This is a genomic window from [Flexibacter] sp. ATCC 35103, assembly GCF_001975985.1.
Classification (GTDB): domain Bacteria; phylum Bacteroidota; class Bacteroidia; order Flavobacteriales; family Flavobacteriaceae; genus Flavobacterium.
Map to the genome: position 1 here is coordinate 57,356 of NZ_MTQF01000011.1, position 18,017 is coordinate 75,372.

Sequence of the window (18,017 nt, forward strand, 5' to 3'; positions counted from 1 at the left end):
TTTCAAGATTATGAAAAATAATTCGTGAATTCGTGGCTAAAAAACTTTGCTCCCGATAGCTATCGGATTGCGGTTAAATTATTTTTTATTTTTTCCGTTTTTGTAAACCACTTTTTCTACAACAGATGTTTTTCCATTTCCTTTAGGGAATTCTTTCTTTTTAGGTTTTCCAGTTGCCGGACCAGATTTAGAAGGAGCTTTATCGCCTCTTCCTCTTTCAGAATCTTTAGCGCTTGCTTTGAATTCAGGTCTTTCTTTGGTGCTGTCTTTCTTCGGGATTTCAGCTTTATGTTTTGCCAAAACATCATTTGGGTTTTTCGGATTTTCCTTCGTTCCTCTTAAATGAATTACTAGTCCGTTTAAGAAATTACGCAAAACCTGATCACCACATTCCATGTAATTTTCATGGTCTTCGGCTCTAAAAAAAGCGCCCAATTCTGATTTTGTAATTCTAAAATCTACTAATTCTAAAATTTCAACTATTTGGTCGTCACGGAGCATCAAAGCCACGCGGAGTTTTTTTAGGATATCGTTGTTCGTCATCGTTTAATTTTTTACAAAGGTACGTTTTAAAACTAATTTGATTACAATTTATTGAGAGAGGCTTAGATTTTTTGCCACGAATTTCACGAATTGTATCACGCTTAAATTTTAATTCGTGAAAATTAGTGGAATTTGTGACAATTTTTTCGGCTTTTATTTAAAGCTGAGTACAAGCAAGTTTGGCGTTTTTTGCAAAGAATTCTCGAATTTATAAATAAAAAGAGGTGTAGTCCCTACGGGACAAAAAGCTTTTTCCAATACCTTTTTACCAATATGTAATCTCTCCGAGATACTTCTTAATATCATGGTTTTAGTAAGTTTCCAGTTACTATTATCGTTTAAAATAGTATATCAAAAATACTCCGTTAGGAGTTAAATATTGGTAGAAAAAAAAGAAATAAACAAAAAGTGTCCCGTAGGGACTACATGTCAGAGATTAGGGTTTTGTTTTTTTTTCGGCACAAATTCAAGAATTGAATGGAAAAAATCGTGAAAATTCGTGTAATTCGTGGCAACCTTTTTACTTTTTTGTTTTTAAATATTTTCGTTTAGAACTCCAATTAATTTATCTAAATCTTCATGCAAATGATTTGCTGTTACGACAATTCGATTTAGATTTCTTTCGTTTTCCTGGTATTTAAAATTGGCGATGATAATCTTATTTTCTTTTAGTTTTTCGATTAGATCTTCATTTTCTAAATAGATTAAAGGATAACTCTTATCAAATTTTATAGTATCATTTTTAATTAACTGTCGATCGATATAATTCAGGTTTTTCAGTAGTTTTTGATGTTGAATTTTATAAAGAGCTGAAGCATCCGCCAATGTTTGAACAAATGCAGGATTCATTCCGGCGGCAGAAATAAAAGTGTCCAGATTTTTTATTTGATTGATGAAAGAAGCGTCACTGGCAATAACGCCGCCGTTTAAACCATAGGCTTTCCCCAACGACGAAACTGTAATTTTTCTTTTAATTGGAAGATTGATTTCAGAATGAATTCCGCAGCCATTTTTGCCTAGTATTCCCAGAGAATGTGATTCGTCAATAACGAGTGTAATTTCTTTATGGTCCGAAATTTTTGCTAAAACCGATAAGTCGATTGCTTTAGTTTGAAAAGAGGGAACGCTATCTGTTAGAATTGTAATTTTCTCTGAATTAGAATCTAATAAACGAGGATTTATGTCATCGTTTAAAAATAGAGGTAAACTATTTGCTTTGATAGCGGGATGAATATCAGTAAAATGAAAAAAGCAATCCGTGTTTTTATTCAGTTCATCGATCACCAATTTTCCTGCAAGCATTCCTGACGAAATAGTAACGGCACTTTCTGCTTTGATATGATGGGCTAAAAAAGTCTCGCCATTTTCGTAAGCATTCAGTTTTATATTGGCGCTTCTGGAACTTCCGTAAGTCGTTCCCCAGTTCCGAATGTTTTTAATGACCAATTCCTGAAAATTCTTATTTACAGGTAATCCCAAATAAGCCGTTCCTCCAAAATACAAGTAATGTTCCTGGTCAATCTCAATAATTCTATCCGGAAATTGGTTGACATTCATAACATTTTAGATTAAAGTAACTCCGGTTCCGTTACCCTCAGAATAGTGAATAACGCCATTTTTTATAGTAACTCCGGTTGCAATGTCTTTTGCTAAAAGTAACGCTCCATCCATATCTACATAATCCAGCTGAGGTAATAAATGCGCAATTGCCGAAATTCCAACTGTAGATTCTGTCATGCAGCCCACCATTGTTTTTAAACCTAGTTTTTTAGCTTCTTCAATCATGCGTTTCCCGGGCGTTAATCCGCCGCATTTAACCAATTTTACATTTACGCCATGAAAATGGTTAAAACATTTGGCAACATCTTCTTCAATAATACAGCTTTCATCGGCAATTATTGGTAGAACAGAATGTTTGAAAACTTCTTTGTGTGCCTCCCAATTATTGGCTTTCATGGGTTGTTCCAGGAATTCTACGCCAAGTTTTTTAAGTTCAATCGCATTATTAATCGTTTCCTCAACTTCCCAACCACAATTGGCATCGATTCTAAAAACCGCATTGGTATGCTTTCTGAGTTCTTTTACAATTGCAATATCTTCTTTTGTGCCTAATTTAATTTTATAAATAGGCCACGGAAGTTCCTGCATTTTCGAAACCATTTTATCTATAGATGCAATCCCAATCGTATAATCTGTTAATGGATTTTTTTTGATGTTATAATTCCACAATTCGTATAATTTCTTCCCTTTCTTGCGGGCATAAAGATCATTATATGCCAAATCTAAAGCGCATAAAGCAAACATATCACTTTTTAAATGCGGATATATTTTTTCCCAAAAAACATCAGGAGTTTCGTCTTGTGTAGTTTCAATAATCGTTCTTATTTTCTCTAAATCCTCAATCATTACAGGAACGGTAGTTTTGTAATACGGATTTGAAGTTGCTTCTCCAAAACCCGAAAAACCATCGCTTTTTAGTTCGACAATCAAAGAAGGCTGAAAATCAATCGATTCTCTGGAAATGGTGAAAGTATGTTTTAATTGTAAATTATATTCTCTTAAAATTAGTTCCATAATGAGTTCGAATGTTTTTTATATTTCAAATAAAAACAAAGGGAATCTACAACAATACAAAAAGAAGAAACCTCTAATTATTAGTTCCCTTGTGTTTTAGATTTAAAAACAATATTTTAGCTAAAAATAATAAATTGATGAATACCGAAACACAAAAGAGGAGTTTACTTTTAGAAATGATTGCTTTTTCTACTGTTGATGGGCAATTGCATAAAAGGGAATATGAGTTTTTGTGGCTGGTGGCTAAAGAATTAAATATTGAATTGGCTGTTTTTAAAGATTTATTTCATCAGGAACATTCGACTCAGGTTATAAAATCTGAGTTTCAGAGAATTCAACAGTTTTACAGATTAGCGCTTATCATGTATTGCGATGGTATTTTGCATGAAAAAGAAGCTAAAGCAATACAGCAAATTGCGATTGAAATGGGATTGAATCCAAATGCAACCAAACGCGTTTTAGATTTAATGAAAACAGCTCCAAACGCTATAATTGATCCTAAAGTTTTATTGAAAGTTTTTCAGGAACAACATAATTAAGCTAATTGTTCCTGTAATTTTTTGATATCGTCACGTAATTTAGCGGCTTGCAAAAAGTCAAGTTCTTTTGCTGCTTTTTCCATAGATTTACGTTTTTCCCGAATCATCTTTTCTAATTCAGATTTTGATAAATAAGCTGTTTCCGGTTCTGCAGCAACAGATAATGTATGACCCAATTCGTATTCTACCAAAGGATTTTTGGTAAAAGCGCTGTCTATTTTTTTATTTAAAGCCTGTGGCGTGATACCATGTTCTGTATTGTAATTAATTTGTTTGGTTCTGCGATATTCAGTTTCGTCTATTGTTCGTTGCATACTTGCCGTAATTTTATCGGCATACAAAATTGCTTTTCCGTTTAGGTTTCTTGCAGCACGACCAATAGTTTGTGTTAGCGATCTGTGATTACGAAGAAAACCTTCTTTATCAGCATCAAGAATTGCAACCAGCGAAACCTCTGGTAAATCAAGTCCTTCACGAAGTAAATTTACTCCAATAAGAACATCAAAAATACCTTTACGTAAATCCTGCATAATTTCGATACGTTCGAGAGTATCTACTTCAGAGTGTATGTAACGACAACGGATGTTTACTTTGGTTAAATATTTGGCTAATTCTTCGGCCATCCTTTTAGTTAAAGTAGTTACCAGAACTCTTTCGTCTAATTCGCAGCGCACCTGAATTTCTTCGATTAGATCATCGATTTGATTCAAACTAGGTCGTACTTCGATAACTGGATCTAATAATCCTGTTGGGCGAATAATTTGTTCAACATAAATACCGTCCGTTTTTTGTAATTCATAATCTGCCGGTGTTGCAGACACATAAATTACCTGATTTTGTATGGCTTCAAACTCTTCAAATTTCAAAGGTCTGTTGTCCATTGCGGCAGGTAAGCGGAAACCATATTCTACCAGATTTTCTTTACGGCTTCTGTCGCCTCCATACATGGCGTGAACCTGTGAAACAGTTACGTGACTTTCGTCTACAATCATCAAATAATCACTAGGAAAATAGTCTAATAAACAGAATGGTCTTGTTCCGGCTTGTCTTCCGTCAAGATATCTGGAGTAATTCTCGATTCCGGAACAATACCCTAATTCCCGAATCATTTCTAAGTCGAAATTGGTACGTTCTTCTAAACGTTTGGCCTCTAAATGTTTTCCTATTTCTTTAAAATAATCGACTTGTTTGACCAAATCCTGCTGAATTTCCCAAATGGCACCTTGCAGTACATCCGGAGAAGTCACAAACATATTGGCAGGATAAATCGTAAGTCGTTTGAATTTCTCAATAACCTGAGAAGACTTGACATCAAAAGATTCTATTTCTTCAATTTCATCACCAAAAAAGTGTATTCTGTAAGCATCATCGGCATAACTTGGATATACTTCGATTGTATCTCCTTTTATTCTGAAAGTTCCCGGATTAAAATCGGCCTCGGTTCTGGCGTATAAACTTTGAACCAGACTGTGAAGTAATTTGGTTCTTGAAATAACCTGATCTCTGCTTATTTCAATTACGTTCTTTTTAAATTCAACCGGATTCCCAATACCATATAAACACGAAACAGAAGCAACAACCAAAACGTCCCTGCGTCCTGAAAGTAGGGAAGAAGTAGTGCTTAAACGCATTTTTTCTAGCTCCTCGTTGATAGATAAATCTTTTTCTATAAAAACCCCTGTTACGGGCATAAAAGCTTCGGGCTGATAATAATCGTAGTACGAAACAAAATATTCCACAGCATTATTCGGGAAAAATTGTTTGAACTCAGAATATAATTGTGCTGCCAGCGTTTTATTATGTGCCAAAACCAAAGTGGGTCTTTGAACTTCCTGAATAACATTGGCAACCGTAAATGTTTTTCCGGATCCGGTAACGCCTAATAATGTCTGGTACTTTTCGCCATCTACTACACCTTGCGAAAGTTTTTCGATTGCTTGTGGCTGATCACCTTTTGGACTATACTCTGAGGATACTTGGAAATTCATTTTGGGATGATGAAAAGATTAGTTTTGTAAAGATACAAAGTTTGAATTCTATAAAAAAGGGTTGTCACGAATTACACGAATTGCCCGAATTTTTTGTTATTGTTGATTTTGTTTCACTCAGATTTAAAAAGATTTGAGCAGATTTATTTTAATTATAATCTCCGTAGATCTGCTTTAATCTTTTTAAATCTTTTTAAATCTGAGTGAAAACTCTTCACTTAATGATAGGGGCTGGCCTACCGTTTGTTAATTATTCCAAAAAATCAATCATTGCATTATTTACCACTTTTGACTGATCGATGGATAAAAAATGTCCTGCATCTTTTATTGTTTGTGTTTTGCCTTTGATTAAATATTTATTTGCTCTTTCCAGACTTTCTTCTGAATTAATAACATCATGATCGCCTATTAATACCAAAACAGGATTCGTAATAGATTTTAATTCATCATCAGAAAAGGGATGCATTTTAAGCATACTTGAATTTGATTTTGCGTATTTATTGGCCAGATAAAATTGTCTTTTGTAAACAGGACTAATTTTTTCAGGATGTGTTGAAAATGTAGTCAGGGTTTTTCCGAATTTCTTTTCGCTTGGGAAGAGTTTTAGCATTAGAGCAGAAGTTGTTTTGCCAACTTTATCTATAAATTTAAAGGTTTGCGCCGGACTTAACAACACTATTTTATCTATCGAATTTCTTTTTTCTGTAGCCAGTAAAGTTGCGATCCAGCCACCTCTTGAAGCGGCTACAATATCAAATTTCTTTAATTTATAATGATCGAAAATTTCGTTGTACAAAATCACGATATCTTCTGATGAAAGTGGTTTTGAAATCAAAGTAGATTTGCCTGGTTCCATCATAAAATCAATGGCGTAAATGCGATGATTTTTAGCTAAAGGTTTAATGTTTGGATACCACATTGTTGAACTGGCATCCATTCCGTGAAGTAAAACCAGATCTTTTCCGTTTTTGGGACCAGCCATAATAACGTGTGCAGTTCCGTAAGTTGTTCTTATATCTTCTTCAGTGTAAGGGATATCCCAAAGTTTTAAAGCTTTGTCGTAGGATTTGATATAGGCTGTTTTTTCGCTTTTGGTTTTAAAGACATAGTCTTCAAATTTTGCCTTTTTAGTTGAAGCACAACCAGTAAGTAGAATTAATAATAGTATTCTAAAGTATATTTTTGGCATAGTCATAAAATTCAATTGATATTAAAGATACGTAAATTGCGCGCCGATAAAGTATCAGAATTTTATTTTAAAGTATTATAATTATAATGTTCAGTTATTATAACGATTAGATTTAATTTCCTAATTCTAATTGATTTTTGATTAAATTAAAATAATCCGCTTTATTTTTTACTAGTTGATTATGGTTTCCTGTTTCGGCTATTTTTCCTTTTTTTAAAACTACAATATTGTCCGCATTTTTTACTGTGCTTAATCGATGAGCTATTATAATTACTGTTTTATCTTTAAAAAATTCTTGCAAATTATCATGTATTATTTTTTCATTTTCTGAGTCAAGTGCAGATGTGGCTTCGTCAAAAAATATGTAATGTGGATTTTTATAAACAGCTCTTGCAATTAAAATTCTTTGTTTTTCTCCACCTGATAAACCACTACCTGCAGAACCTATTTTTGTATTGTATTTTAGTGGTAATGATTCCATGAAATTTTTGATGTTGGCAGTTTTTACTGCTTTCTTAAGTTGAGTTTTATTGATTTTTTTATCTTTAGTTGCAATGTTTCTCTGTATTGTGTCTGAAAAAATGAAGCCATCTTGCATTACTACACCTGTATTTTCTCTAATGCTTTTTGGTGAAATAGTAAGTATATTGTCTTTATTATAGAAAATTTCACCATCAATTGGGTCGTAAAATCTTAATAGCAATTTTATTAATGTAGTCTTTCCACTGCCGCTTGCTCCAACAATAGCTGTTATTTTTCCTTCAGGAATAAACAGATTTATATCTTTTAAAACAAAAGGGGATTTTGGCCCTTCATATTGAAATGATAGGTTTTTAAAAGAAATTCCATTTTCTGGACAGTTTTTTTTATTTCTAATATTATCTAATAAACGTATTTGCTCATTAACTTCTTCAGGTTTATTATTTTGCACTTCATTTAAACGCTCTAAACTTAATTTTGCATCTTGCATAGATCGAAAAAAACTTATTAATTGATTTACTGGCGCATTCATTTGTCCAATAATATAAGAAATAGAAAGTAGCATACCTAATGTCATTGTATCCTGTACTACGTAAGTTGCTGCTAAAAAAGTAACCAGAATGTTTTTAAGTTGATTTATAAAGTCGAAACCTGAAAGTTGAATTTGATCAAGTTTTAAAATTTTCGAATTAAGTTTAAAAAGTTTCTTTTGAATTTTTTCCCACTCTTTTATTTTAAAATTTTCAAGTTGATTAAGTTTCATTTCTGTAATGCCATTGAGCATTTCAAAAATCGATTCTTGATTTTCACTCCTTTGCTGGAAACGAAAGTAATCTAATATTCTTCTTTTTTTTAGCCAATAAAATGACCATATAATTGATAAAGTTGTAAATAGAAAGTATACTAAAAGAATTTTAATATCATAATACCATAATATAGCAAAAAAAACTGAAAAAGTAATAATAGAAAAGAAAGTAGTTAAACTTTGTGAAGTAAGAAATTCCTCTATACGATCATTGTCTTGTATTCGTTGTTGAAAATCTCCCATTAATTTTGTGTCAAAAAACTTTATTGGAAGCCGAAGCATTTTTTTTAAAAAGTCCGAAACAATTGTAATGCTTAAATGTGTACCAATGTATAGCAATAACCAATTACGAAATATACCAATTGTTAGTGAACCTATGAACAAGCTTAATTGTGCTAAAAGTATAAGAGATATAAAATTAAGATCTTTGTTGTTTACGCCTTCATCTATTAGGGCTTCTGTTAAAAAAGGGAGAAATAAAGTTAAGCCACAACCTATTAAAAGTAGTAAAAACATAATGACTAACTGCTTTTTGTAGGGTATAAGATAGAAAAACAAGTATCTTATATTTAATTTGTCTTCTTTTGGAGCTTCTTTTTGGTAAAATTTTTCAGTAGGGTTTAAAAATATTGCTACTCCCTGAGCTCTGTCAGAAAGCCATGATTTTTCTAGTTTTTCCTGAGTTATTTTTATTTTTCCATGTTTAGGATCGGCTATATGAAAAATTTGTTCTCTTGAAAATAATGATTTAGTTATTTTATAAAGAACAACAAAATGACGTTGATTCCAATAAAGTATAAAAGGAATGATCTGTTTATTTTTTATAAGCTTTTCAGTTGTTGTTTGTACTGAAAGTGTTTCGAAACCAATTTGCCTGGATGCCTCACTTATTCCCAAGACAGAGACGCCTTCTCTGGTCACATATGCATTTTTGCGTAGATATTCTAAAGGATAATTTTTTCCGTGAAAACTTGCCACCATACTAATGCAGGCTGGACCACAATCCATTTGGTCATGTTGGGCGGTAAATTTCATAATAGAATTTCTTTTCAAATTAGTTTAATGCATTTAAAAATATATTTTTAACAACCATTGTTTTCTTATCTTCATCAAAATCATGAATACAATATTCCTCATTTTTACTTTCAATTGCCAATTGTGAACAAGAACCATTGCAAATAGGTAATATTTTACATTCTATGCATGGTTGGTTCTTAAATTTAGCATTCATTCTGTGATAATATTTTTCATTCCATAAAATAGATCCATTATCTTGTAAAATGCCTTCTTTATTTTCTGATTTAAAATCTCGGGCAGTACACTTAAATACTTCTCCATTGTAATTTATTGTTGCTTGATTTTTTTTATCAGCATAACAAGAGTTTCTAACATGATCTACTTCATCTATTGTTTGTGTTGATAATTTATTTATTTTAAATTCATCAATAATTTTAGACATTTCATTTTCAATATTTTTTTCTTCTTGCCATACCTTATGAAATGAAAAAATTAAAAGCTTTCTCTGTTGAGAAGTCAAATCTGAAAAATCCTTAATTATTTCAGTAATCTTACCATTTAAAGTTTCTTCTGAAATATTTAATCTTACAGTAACATTTATTTTGTTTTTCAATATCAATTTTATATTGTTGATTATTTCATCGTACGATCCTCTTTCCTTATTCACAAATCTTACTTTATTGTGACGTTCCCTGTGGCCATCCAGAGTTATTTGAAAATGATTAACCCCAAACAGATTACAATCTGTTAGAATTTTTTGATTTACAAGTAATCCGTTGGTTGTGAAATTTGATGAAAACTCAATTCCTTTAAGTTTTATTAATGGATAGATTTTTTCTAGTATAGGAAGAATAGTTTTATCATAATAAAGTAAAGGTTCACCACCAAACCAACTTAGATGAAATTGTTTTAAATTATTGTTTTCTAAAATGCTTTTTATAAATAAGATGACATTTTCTATTATTGATGATGACATTTTCGAATCTTTTATATGAGTCTCATAACAATACCAGCATTTGAAATTACAGTTCATTGTGGGATTAATAATTAATTCATAGATTTTATCATTTTGATCAATAGAGGCTACTAATTTTTTTACAGATTGAATTTCATCTGTATTTTTATTAATAATAAAACCTTTATCTTTAATATGTTTATAAAAGCCAGGGTGTATGTCATTTAATTCTGAAATTTTTTTTTCAGAAATAGCAGCTTGGTAAAGTTCAAATAATTCTAATTCCAGAATAATAAATTCATTTGATAAAGCATTGTATCCTATCATTGAACCTTGATGATAGAAAAAAGTGTTAAACTGACTAATGATCATAATTTTTTGTTTTATTTGGATAGTTGGGTAGATTATTTTCTACCCAACTATGTATTAGATATAATTATTCATTGAGCTTAATCTGCTTCTTTAACTTTACAATTTTTTTTATTTGTACAGTCACAATTGTCAGCTCCTCCTTTTAATTTTGCTTGTTGCTTTGGAGTAAGTGTTGTAAAGCCTCCAGTTAAAATTCCTTTAGATTCAACTACCTTAGATAATGTTAATTTTTTCATACTAATTTTATTTTTACATTAATAGATTGAGTTATCTTTTACTACATAAAACTCTTAATTGGTAGTTGTTTGCAAACAATTTATATTGAATTCTTTCCTCTGTATTTGCAACTACAGCGTACTTGAAATATCAATTCTTAATCAATTCTATTTTGTTCTTCTTGATTTTTGTACTCTCTTTTATTTACATTAATTTTCTTTCCAAAATTGTAAATAATACCTAGTTTAAAGCATTGGTCATCATTGTAATTTCTGAATGAATTTTTAATTCCATTAGAATAGGATGTATACTTTATGCCTTTAGGGTTAATAATATCTTCTAAGTTTAGACTAATAATTAATTTTTTATTTAGTAAAAGCCATTTAAAAGATGTGTCGACCTGGATTCCATTTGAATTATAGTCTAAATTATTTACGCCTTTTGTAATGAACCACATATTTGTATTAAATAATACTGTTTTGTTGTTATTTAAGGTTAAATCATTTGAAATGTTAAATTCTCCGTTCCATCCTTTTAAATATTGCAAGGTTACAGGTATTGTAGAGTTTGTACTACTATAGTATACGTCTACTGAAGTATTGATATTCCACCATTTTGAAAGCTTAAAAATGAATGTTTGATTAATTCCCAGCATTTTATTAGTAATATAATTTAAAGGAATAATTTTTTCAATATTGGTTATTTCATCTAGTATAGTAACCTGGTCAAAATTATTATTAGTATGAGAAAAATAGATTTTAGTTATCAGATTACTTTTATGAGCATATTCTAATTCAATATTATTTGTAAAAGAAGGCTGTAAAAAAGGATTCCCTTCTGAGTAAGAATAAAGATTAGAGACATATTTAAAGGGATTTAATAAACTATACCCCGGTCTTTTAATTCTTTTGCCATAATTGGCGCTAAAGGAATGATTTTCATTAGGAGTAAAGGATAAGAAGAATGTCGGGAAAAGCCTGGCATAACTCTTACTGTTACTTTGAATAACTGTTCTGGACAAACCTTCAGTTTGTGTAAATTCATGTCTTATCCCTATTTTAGTTTTCCATTGTTCACTTAGATTTTTCTCAGCGCTACAATATACAGCTTGAGTGTTTTCTTTATAAATGAATTCATTACTAAGACCAGGATCAATTTCTTCTATATTACTTTTAATATTAAAATAGTTGAAATAATTATTAGTATTAGTAAATGATATTCGGCCTCCGTAATTAAATTCAGCCCATTTGCCTGGATGCACCATGTCTATATTTACAGCATAATTTTGAATATCCTGAAATCCATAATTTCGTGCGTCAAGAAGATTATTTTCAATAGGTTCATTACTTGGTAAAAAGGTTTGTGTTTTTAGAAATCTGTTTGCTATGTTTTTGTAATTAAAATAATCAAAATCTATCGAAAGTTTTCTGCCAATACTATCTATATCATAGGCGATATGATAATTTAAAGTGCTTGTTGTTTTTTCGTAATTGCCTCTGCTGATAGTTTTAATTATAGAATCAAGAGCTTTGGTTTGGGAATCAAATAAATTCGTCTTGCCAATTTCCTTCCTGAGAGGCTTATTACTTACGAAATTGTAATTAAAACCTGTAGAAAGCTTATCATTAATTTTATATTCCATTCCTAATTTTGTAGAAAGAAGATTAGAAAAATCCCGACGATTGTTTACCTTTTCCCAAGTAAGAGAAGGGTAATAAATTTGATTAGTATATTCAGGAGCATTTGATCCATTAATGTAGTTTAAACCAGAGTTTACTTGTACTCTCCCTTTTTGTATATTAAAGCTCCCGCCATTATTTGTTTTTGCATATGTAGATTGTTGGTAAATGGTCCTTAAAGAGGCATCCCAAGCATCTTTTTTTGTTTTTTTTGTTACAATATTTATTATACCACTATTACCTTCTGCGCTATATTTTGAAGGAGGATTTGATAGTACTTCTATCTTTTTTAAATCACTTGCATTAAGGGTTTTGAGGTAAGTTGCTAATTCTTCACCTGAAAATTGAACTAATTTATCATTTATCATAATAAGCATACTGCCTTTGCCAATCATTGATATTTCATCATTTTGAACTTTTATTCTAGGGGTAAGTTTTAAAGCATCTAAGGCATTGCCGCCGGTTGCCGCCACAGAATTTTCAACATTAAAAACCATTCTGTCTACTTTATTTTCAATAAGTGATTTTTTATTTTCAAGGATTACTCCTGTTAGGGATATTCCGATATTAAGATTGATAGTCTTTAAATCTAAATTATTGTCGATTATAATAAATTGAGAATAAACATTTTGTGAAAAATATTTTATAGAAAGCTCATAATTATCTCCCTTAATATTATTTATGTTGAATTCACCATATTTATTGGTAAGTTCAGAGTGTAAGGAAATAGAATTTGATGTTTGAAGAGTTACTTCTGCATATTCTACTGGAGAATTATTTTCATTAACCAACTTTCCTGATATTTTATATTGTGAATATCCACAAAATGGTATCAAAAGCAATATGATAAATACGTTTTTCATCTGTGGGTTGATTCGTTTAATTAATTTTTATGTAAAAAAAAGTTTGTCTGATTACAGATGTAATTGACAGTATTACATTTTTATATGATTTAAAAACATATATAAATGAACATAACATGGAACTAATTTGTTAGTTCCATTATTAATTTCGATAAGATGGTGGTATTTGCAACTTTTAAAGTTGACTTCTAAAGAAATTCAGTGCATAACTGAATAACAAACATAAGTAAAATTTACTATGTTTTAATTTTTTTAAAGAAAAATATTACGTTAAATAAAAAATAACCTTATAATCGTGAGAATTGTAGGTGATATTTAACAAAAAAAACAGAGAAGTATAAGAATTAAATAGACATGTCTTCAAACTTCCAAGCCTTTTGCTGGCTTTCACTTAGAAAAGTCCAGGCAACGATACGGCTGTTTTTTTGACCCTGAGCCATGTCGATTGTTTTTATTGAAGAAGCATTTACTTTATTTAATGTTTTGTAAATGCTGGAAAGGTTTTCTCTTTTTGAAACCAAAGTAGTAAACCACAGACATTGCATTGCAAATTTTGAACTTTCGTAAATCATTTGAGTTACAAAACCAATTTCTCCGCCATCGCACCATAACTCGGCATTGTGACCTCCGAAGTTTAATACAGGATTTGTTTTTTTTCTTTCCTTTGTCAAGTTCGAAACTTTACGAACGGTACTTTGATTTGCATCTTCGGCAGAAGAATGAAAAGGAGGGTTGCACATCGTGAAAGTAAAACGATCTTCGGGTGTGATAATATTTTTGAAAATAAAGCGGGATTCGGTTTGCTGTTGTAAACTTATCGCATCAATTAATTTTGGATTCGCTTCGATAATTTTACTGCAATTTTCAATCGCTTTTTCGTCAATGTCTGTTCCAACAAAACTCCAGTCGTAAATAGCATTTGCTAAAATAGGATAAATGCAATTAGCACCGGTTCCTATATCTAAACCTAATACTGAAGATCCTTGCGGAATGATTCCGTTGTTGGTTTCGGCAAGTAAATCAGCGAGATAATGAATATAATCTGTTCTTCCGGGAATGGGAGGACACAGATAATTTTTAGGAATATCCCAGTTTTGTATGTCGTAATAGGTTTGTAATAAGGCTTTATTAAGCAATTTTACCGAAACAGGATTACTGAAATCAATCGTTTCGATTCCGTGAACGTTTATGGCAACTTGTGCTTTTAGCTCGGGACAATTCGCAATAAGAAGTTCAAAATCATAACGGGAACGGTGAAGATTTCGAGGATGTAAATTATTTTTTTCGGAATTGTCTATTGCTTTCATTTTGTAAATTTCCGTGCAAAGATAGTCATTCCTTTTGGAGAAAGACGTAATTATAAAAACGATTGCCCTAGCCCTGATGGAAGCGACATCCTTTTTCCGGTTTCTTTAACCGGGAAAAGATATAGCGGACAGCAGGAAATAGCTTCTAATCCATACATTCCATTAACAATAAATCGCCATCTGTATGCGTGATACTTACTAAACCATCCTTAAGAACCGCATTGCTGCTGCCAGTTCTGTAGCCAATTGTAAGTGTGTCATCCTGAAGCGGATATTGTAAATTAATAGAGGAAATACCATTTACAACACCAATTGGAATCAATGAGATTGGTGTTTTTGCCGTATACCATTTCTCGAATTTGTTGGGTAATAAAAAAATTTTAGAATGATCGTCGAGAATAACAATTTTAAGCAAATTGCGGTAACGAACAATATTTGTAAGATTTGTAATAGTATGATCTGCACGTTTTCCGGTGGCCCAAACTACGTTTACTGCGGGAATTTTTCTGGCAATCAAATAATCAAAAGCTTTCTCTAAATCTGTTTTATCCTGATCCGGGGTATGTACAATTTCGATAGGATATTGTGACGTTTTGTAGATTTCAGGATCAAAACCGTTATCAAAGTCTCCTAAAAGCACATCGACTTTTATGCCTAAAGGTATAACCCTTTCTATGGCAGAATCCAGTACGATAACGAGCGGAGACCATTCTAGCAATTGCCCTAATAATTCAGGATTACAGGCTGCTCCGTTTGCAATAATTAAAGCTGGTTCCTGATCGTCGCGTACAATATGATGTGAAGACATTTAGTTTTTTGATTTGAAATGTGCTGCAAATGTACGAAAGGATACGATTTTAGTCCTGAAGTTTCAGGATAGATTTCAGATTTCAGATTTTTTTGCCACAGATTATTAAGATTAAAAAGATTTTTTAAATGGTTTGTGTTTGTATGTCAAAACTTAACTTTATTAATCTCTTAATGGTGAAAACTATTTTGTTGCTTTAAAAGCTGTAGCGTCCACCTCAATTAACATTCCGTCGATAGCTAATTTAGGAACAGGAATTAATGTACTTGCCGGAAATGGTTTGTTTTTCCAAACCTTTTTAATTTCTTCGTTCCAGATTTTAAGTTTTTCCGGTGAATGGTTTACAATTAGGATCGTTATTTTCATAATGTTTTCCGGTTTCAGATTATAACTATCCAAAACTGTTACAATATTGTTTAATGCAACCTGTGTTTGTTCTCTAAAGTCGCTGTTTAAAATATGTTCTTTTCCTAATCCGCCGCTTTGTCCGGAAATAAAAACAAATTCACCAGGCATTGCAACAGATGATGCATGACTAAAACCATACGGAGTTGGGTCGAATAATGATTCAGGATTTTTAAAAGTCTGTGCTTTTGCAGTAAAGGCAAAAAGAGAAAATAAGGTAAAAAAGAAGTGTTTCATGTTTTAGAATTTTTGAATTAATTATTTGCAAAGTTTGCTTAATTCTAATTCCTAAACCATTACATATGTTGAGGTTTTTTTTAGTTTTTAGTTTTCAGTTTACAGTTTACAGTCGCAGTGGCAGTCCCAGTCTCAGTTTACAGTTTCACTATTTGCCGCAAACTGCGACTGTAAACTGCGACTGTAAACTGCGACTGAATACTGAGACTCGTAAACTGCGACTAAACCAGCCTTCTATGATAATTGATTTGTCCTAAATGATAGGCTAAATGTGTTGCAAGATGAACTAAAAAGAAACCGGTTGTCATTTCTTTTTCGAAAACAATTTCTGGATAAATTGCGTGTAAATCTTCTTCGGTTAAAGTATCTAAGGCATTATTTACCACTAGAATTGTTGCTTCAATTTTAGCTATTAATTCTGATTTTGGAATATCTTTTAGTGAAAATTCTAAAGGGCGATCCCGAACATAACCGGTTTTTCCAATTTGTGCTCCAATATAAGTATTGATGTTTCCTATAAGATGCAAACATAGATTTCCTCCTGAATTAGAAATGCTTTTATCGATCGCCCAAATCTGACTTTCATTTTGGTACGATTCGATTTCAACTTTTAATTTGTTTAGATCTCTGTTAAAAAGGGATTTTAAGGTTTCGATTAGCATAATATTTTATTTTTTGTTACAGATTTAAATCTGCGACAAAGGTTAATTCTTACTTGTTATCGGAATCCAGATTTCTTCTTCAGAATCCGGATGTTCTTTTTTATATTGTGCTCCCATTACAGCAAAATGAGGTCTTTCATCTACAGTATATTCTGAATTTGGCAGCCATTCTACAAAAATAGAATGATAGGTTTTATGCCCTTCGCTTTGTGGGCCTTTATGAACAAAAACAGCATATAATCCGGTTGGAATTACTAAAGGCTCCATTTCTAACGGAATTTCATTAAAATCAGTAACTTCAACTGCAGCCCATTTTTCGAAAGTATTGCCTGGTTCGAAATTATCGAAATGACCATTAGGAAAAACTTCAAGCGAATATAAATTTGAATCAATTGAATTTTTAATTTCTTTTCGATTTGGCATAAAAGAACTCCATAATTGAAAAGTTTTGTTTTCGATAAATGACATTATAATGTATTTACCAATTAGTTTTTTCTCGGATAAAATCTCAATTCTGTGTTCCATGTATAATGATTATTGAATTTTATATTTTTTTATGTCAATTTCGCTTAGCGAAAAATAACCTAACGGATAATTTGATTTATCAGTCATATTGATGATGTTTCCTTTTACGGTTGCCGGAGGTGATTGAAAAGGTCCGCCAACATTACTTCCGGCAATGCTCACCAGAATACTCATGTAATTATAGTATTGTTTTGAAATTCCGTAATGTGTCATTTCAACTTCATCTCCAATTTTTAGCTCGTCATCATCTGAAGAACTGAAATATTCATTTCCCTGAAAAAATTTATCTTCACTAACATAATATGTTGAGGTAACTTTATTTGAGTAGACATATTTAAACAAGTAGAAATTATCTACATCTGCCGGATCGTTAAAGAAGGCTTTAGTTTCAATATCTTTTCCTGTAAAACCACCTTCATTATTTTGTTCTATTCGGGTTATTGGTGCTACAGATTTCATTGTTTCAGTAGCGGTATAAGTGATTCCGTTATTAATTACTGTTAAAGTGTAGTTTTCATCGATTACGGGAATGAAATTACTACAAACATATCGTCCTGTTTTTTGAACTTCAGTAAAGTTGAATTGTACGTTTTGACTGTTTTTTATAAAAACTGTAGCTCCGGAAACCGTTGGAATCACATTTTCGAAATAACCTGTTGTGGTCGTCAGTTTTATAGTTTGTTGTTTTCCTGTTGTACCTTTTTGCCAGTTTATAGCCGCTTCGATGACTAATTTTGGTGCGGCGGTATCAAGATCAACATCGACAACTTCCTCACAGCTCGTGAAGAAAATCGATAAGAATAATACAATTAACAAGGATGCTTTTTTCATGATATATCTTTTGTTTTCTTTT

At 31.5% G+C, this 18,017-nt stretch carries 16 protein-coding genes; 1 reads left to right on the top strand and 15 read right to left on the bottom strand.

Translation table 11 applies throughout. The annotated features are described in order from the left end of the window. Positions 1 to 78: 78 nt before the first annotated feature. From BXU01_RS20100 to BXU01_RS20110, 3 genes are all read right to left on the bottom strand, one after another. Complete coding sequence (locus tag BXU01_RS20100) at positions 79 to 543, bottom strand: DUF1456 family protein (RefSeq protein ID WP_083694954.1); 465 nt, start codon at positions 541 to 543, stop codon at positions 79 to 81. Between the two features lie 534 nt (positions 544 to 1,077). After that, positions 1,078 to 2,100, bottom strand: a complete 1,023-nt coding sequence (locus tag BXU01_RS20105) for an aminotransferase class I/II-fold pyridoxal phosphate-dependent enzyme (RefSeq protein WP_083694955.1) — start codon at positions 2,098 to 2,100, stop codon at positions 1,078 to 1,080. A 6-nt stretch (positions 2,101 to 2,106) separates the two neighbouring features. After that, positions 2,107 to 3,117: a dipeptide epimerase gene (locus tag BXU01_RS20110; RefSeq protein WP_083694956.1), complete on the bottom strand. Its 1,011-nt coding sequence runs from the start codon at positions 3,115 to 3,117 to the stop codon at positions 2,107 to 2,109. 137 nt (positions 3,118 to 3,254) lie between these two features. On the opposite strand from BXU01_RS20110, the gene BXU01_RS20115 reads away from it, so the two are divergent. Then, complete coding sequence (locus BXU01_RS20115) at positions 3,255 to 3,656, top strand: excinuclease ABC subunit B (protein WP_083694957.1); 402 nt, start codon at positions 3,255 to 3,257, stop codon at positions 3,654 to 3,656. Here BXU01_RS20115 and uvrB read toward each other — a convergent pair. From uvrB to BXU01_RS20170, 12 genes are all read right to left on the bottom strand, one after another. Further along, positions 3,653 to 5,644 (bottom strand): excinuclease ABC subunit UvrB, encoded by a 1,992-nt coding sequence (gene uvrB, locus BXU01_RS20120; RefSeq protein WP_083694958.1) that lies wholly within the window; start codon positions 5,642 to 5,644, stop codon positions 3,653 to 3,655. The two genes, BXU01_RS20115 and uvrB, sit on opposite strands and share 4 nt — an antisense overlap. Positions 5,645 to 5,894: 250 nt before the next feature. After that, positions 5,895 to 6,833 carry an alpha/beta fold hydrolase gene (locus BXU01_RS20125; protein WP_083695066.1) on the bottom strand — a complete coding sequence of 313 codons (939 nt, stop codon included), beginning with the start codon at positions 6,831 to 6,833 and terminating at the stop codon, positions 5,895 to 5,897. Between the two features lie 112 nt (positions 6,834 to 6,945). Further along, positions 6,946 to 9,153 carry a peptidase domain-containing ABC transporter gene (locus tag BXU01_RS20130; RefSeq protein ID WP_083694959.1) on the bottom strand — a complete coding sequence of 736 codons (2,208 nt, stop codon included), beginning with the start codon at positions 9,151 to 9,153 and terminating at the stop codon, positions 6,946 to 6,948. A 19-nt stretch (positions 9,154 to 9,172) separates the two neighbouring features. Next, entirely contained in the window at positions 9,173 to 10,462 is a 1,290-nt protein-coding gene (locus BXU01_RS20135) for a radical SAM protein (RefSeq protein WP_083694960.1), read from the bottom strand. 77 nt (positions 10,463 to 10,539) lie between these two features. Then, positions 10,540 to 10,698, bottom strand: a complete 159-nt coding sequence (locus BXU01_RS23705; protein ID WP_165689814.1) for a hypothetical protein — start codon at positions 10,696 to 10,698, stop codon at positions 10,540 to 10,542. A 137-nt stretch (positions 10,699 to 10,835) separates the two neighbouring features. After that, the gene (locus tag BXU01_RS20140; protein WP_083694961.1) at positions 10,836 to 13,220 is read right to left on the bottom strand and encodes an outer membrane beta-barrel family protein; all 2,385 of its coding nucleotides are present in this window, start codon (positions 13,218 to 13,220) and stop codon (positions 10,836 to 10,838) included. Positions 13,221 to 13,564: 344 nt separating this feature from the next. Next, positions 13,565 to 14,527: a 23S rRNA (adenine(1618)-N(6))-methyltransferase RlmF gene (gene rlmF, locus BXU01_RS20145; protein ID WP_083694962.1), complete on the bottom strand. Its 963-nt coding sequence runs from the start codon at positions 14,525 to 14,527 to the stop codon at positions 13,565 to 13,567. A gap of 145 nt (positions 14,528 to 14,672) precedes the next feature. Then, on the bottom strand, positions 14,673 to 15,335 hold the full coding sequence (locus tag BXU01_RS20150) for a thiamine diphosphokinase (protein WP_083694963.1): 663 nt from the start codon (positions 15,333 to 15,335) through the stop codon (positions 14,673 to 14,675). Positions 15,336 to 15,518: 183 nt separating this feature from the next. Further along, positions 15,519 to 15,977, bottom strand: a complete 459-nt coding sequence (locus BXU01_RS20155) for a RidA family protein (RefSeq protein ID WP_083694964.1) — start codon at positions 15,975 to 15,977, stop codon at positions 15,519 to 15,521. 221 nt (positions 15,978 to 16,198) lie between these two features. Continuing rightward, positions 16,199 to 16,639, bottom strand: a complete 441-nt coding sequence (locus tag BXU01_RS20160) for a DinB family protein (RefSeq protein WP_083694965.1) — start codon at positions 16,637 to 16,639, stop codon at positions 16,199 to 16,201. A gap of 42 nt (positions 16,640 to 16,681) precedes the next feature. Beyond that, complete coding sequence (locus tag BXU01_RS20165; RefSeq protein WP_083694966.1) at positions 16,682 to 17,164, bottom strand: GyrI-like domain-containing protein; 483 nt, start codon at positions 17,162 to 17,164, stop codon at positions 16,682 to 16,684. 9 nt (positions 17,165 to 17,173) lie between these two features. After that, the gene (locus BXU01_RS20170) at positions 17,174 to 17,995 is read right to left on the bottom strand and encodes a DUF4249 domain-containing protein (RefSeq protein WP_083694967.1); all 822 of its coding nucleotides are present in this window, start codon (positions 17,993 to 17,995) and stop codon (positions 17,174 to 17,176) included. Positions 17,996 to 18,017: the final 22 nt, after the last annotated feature.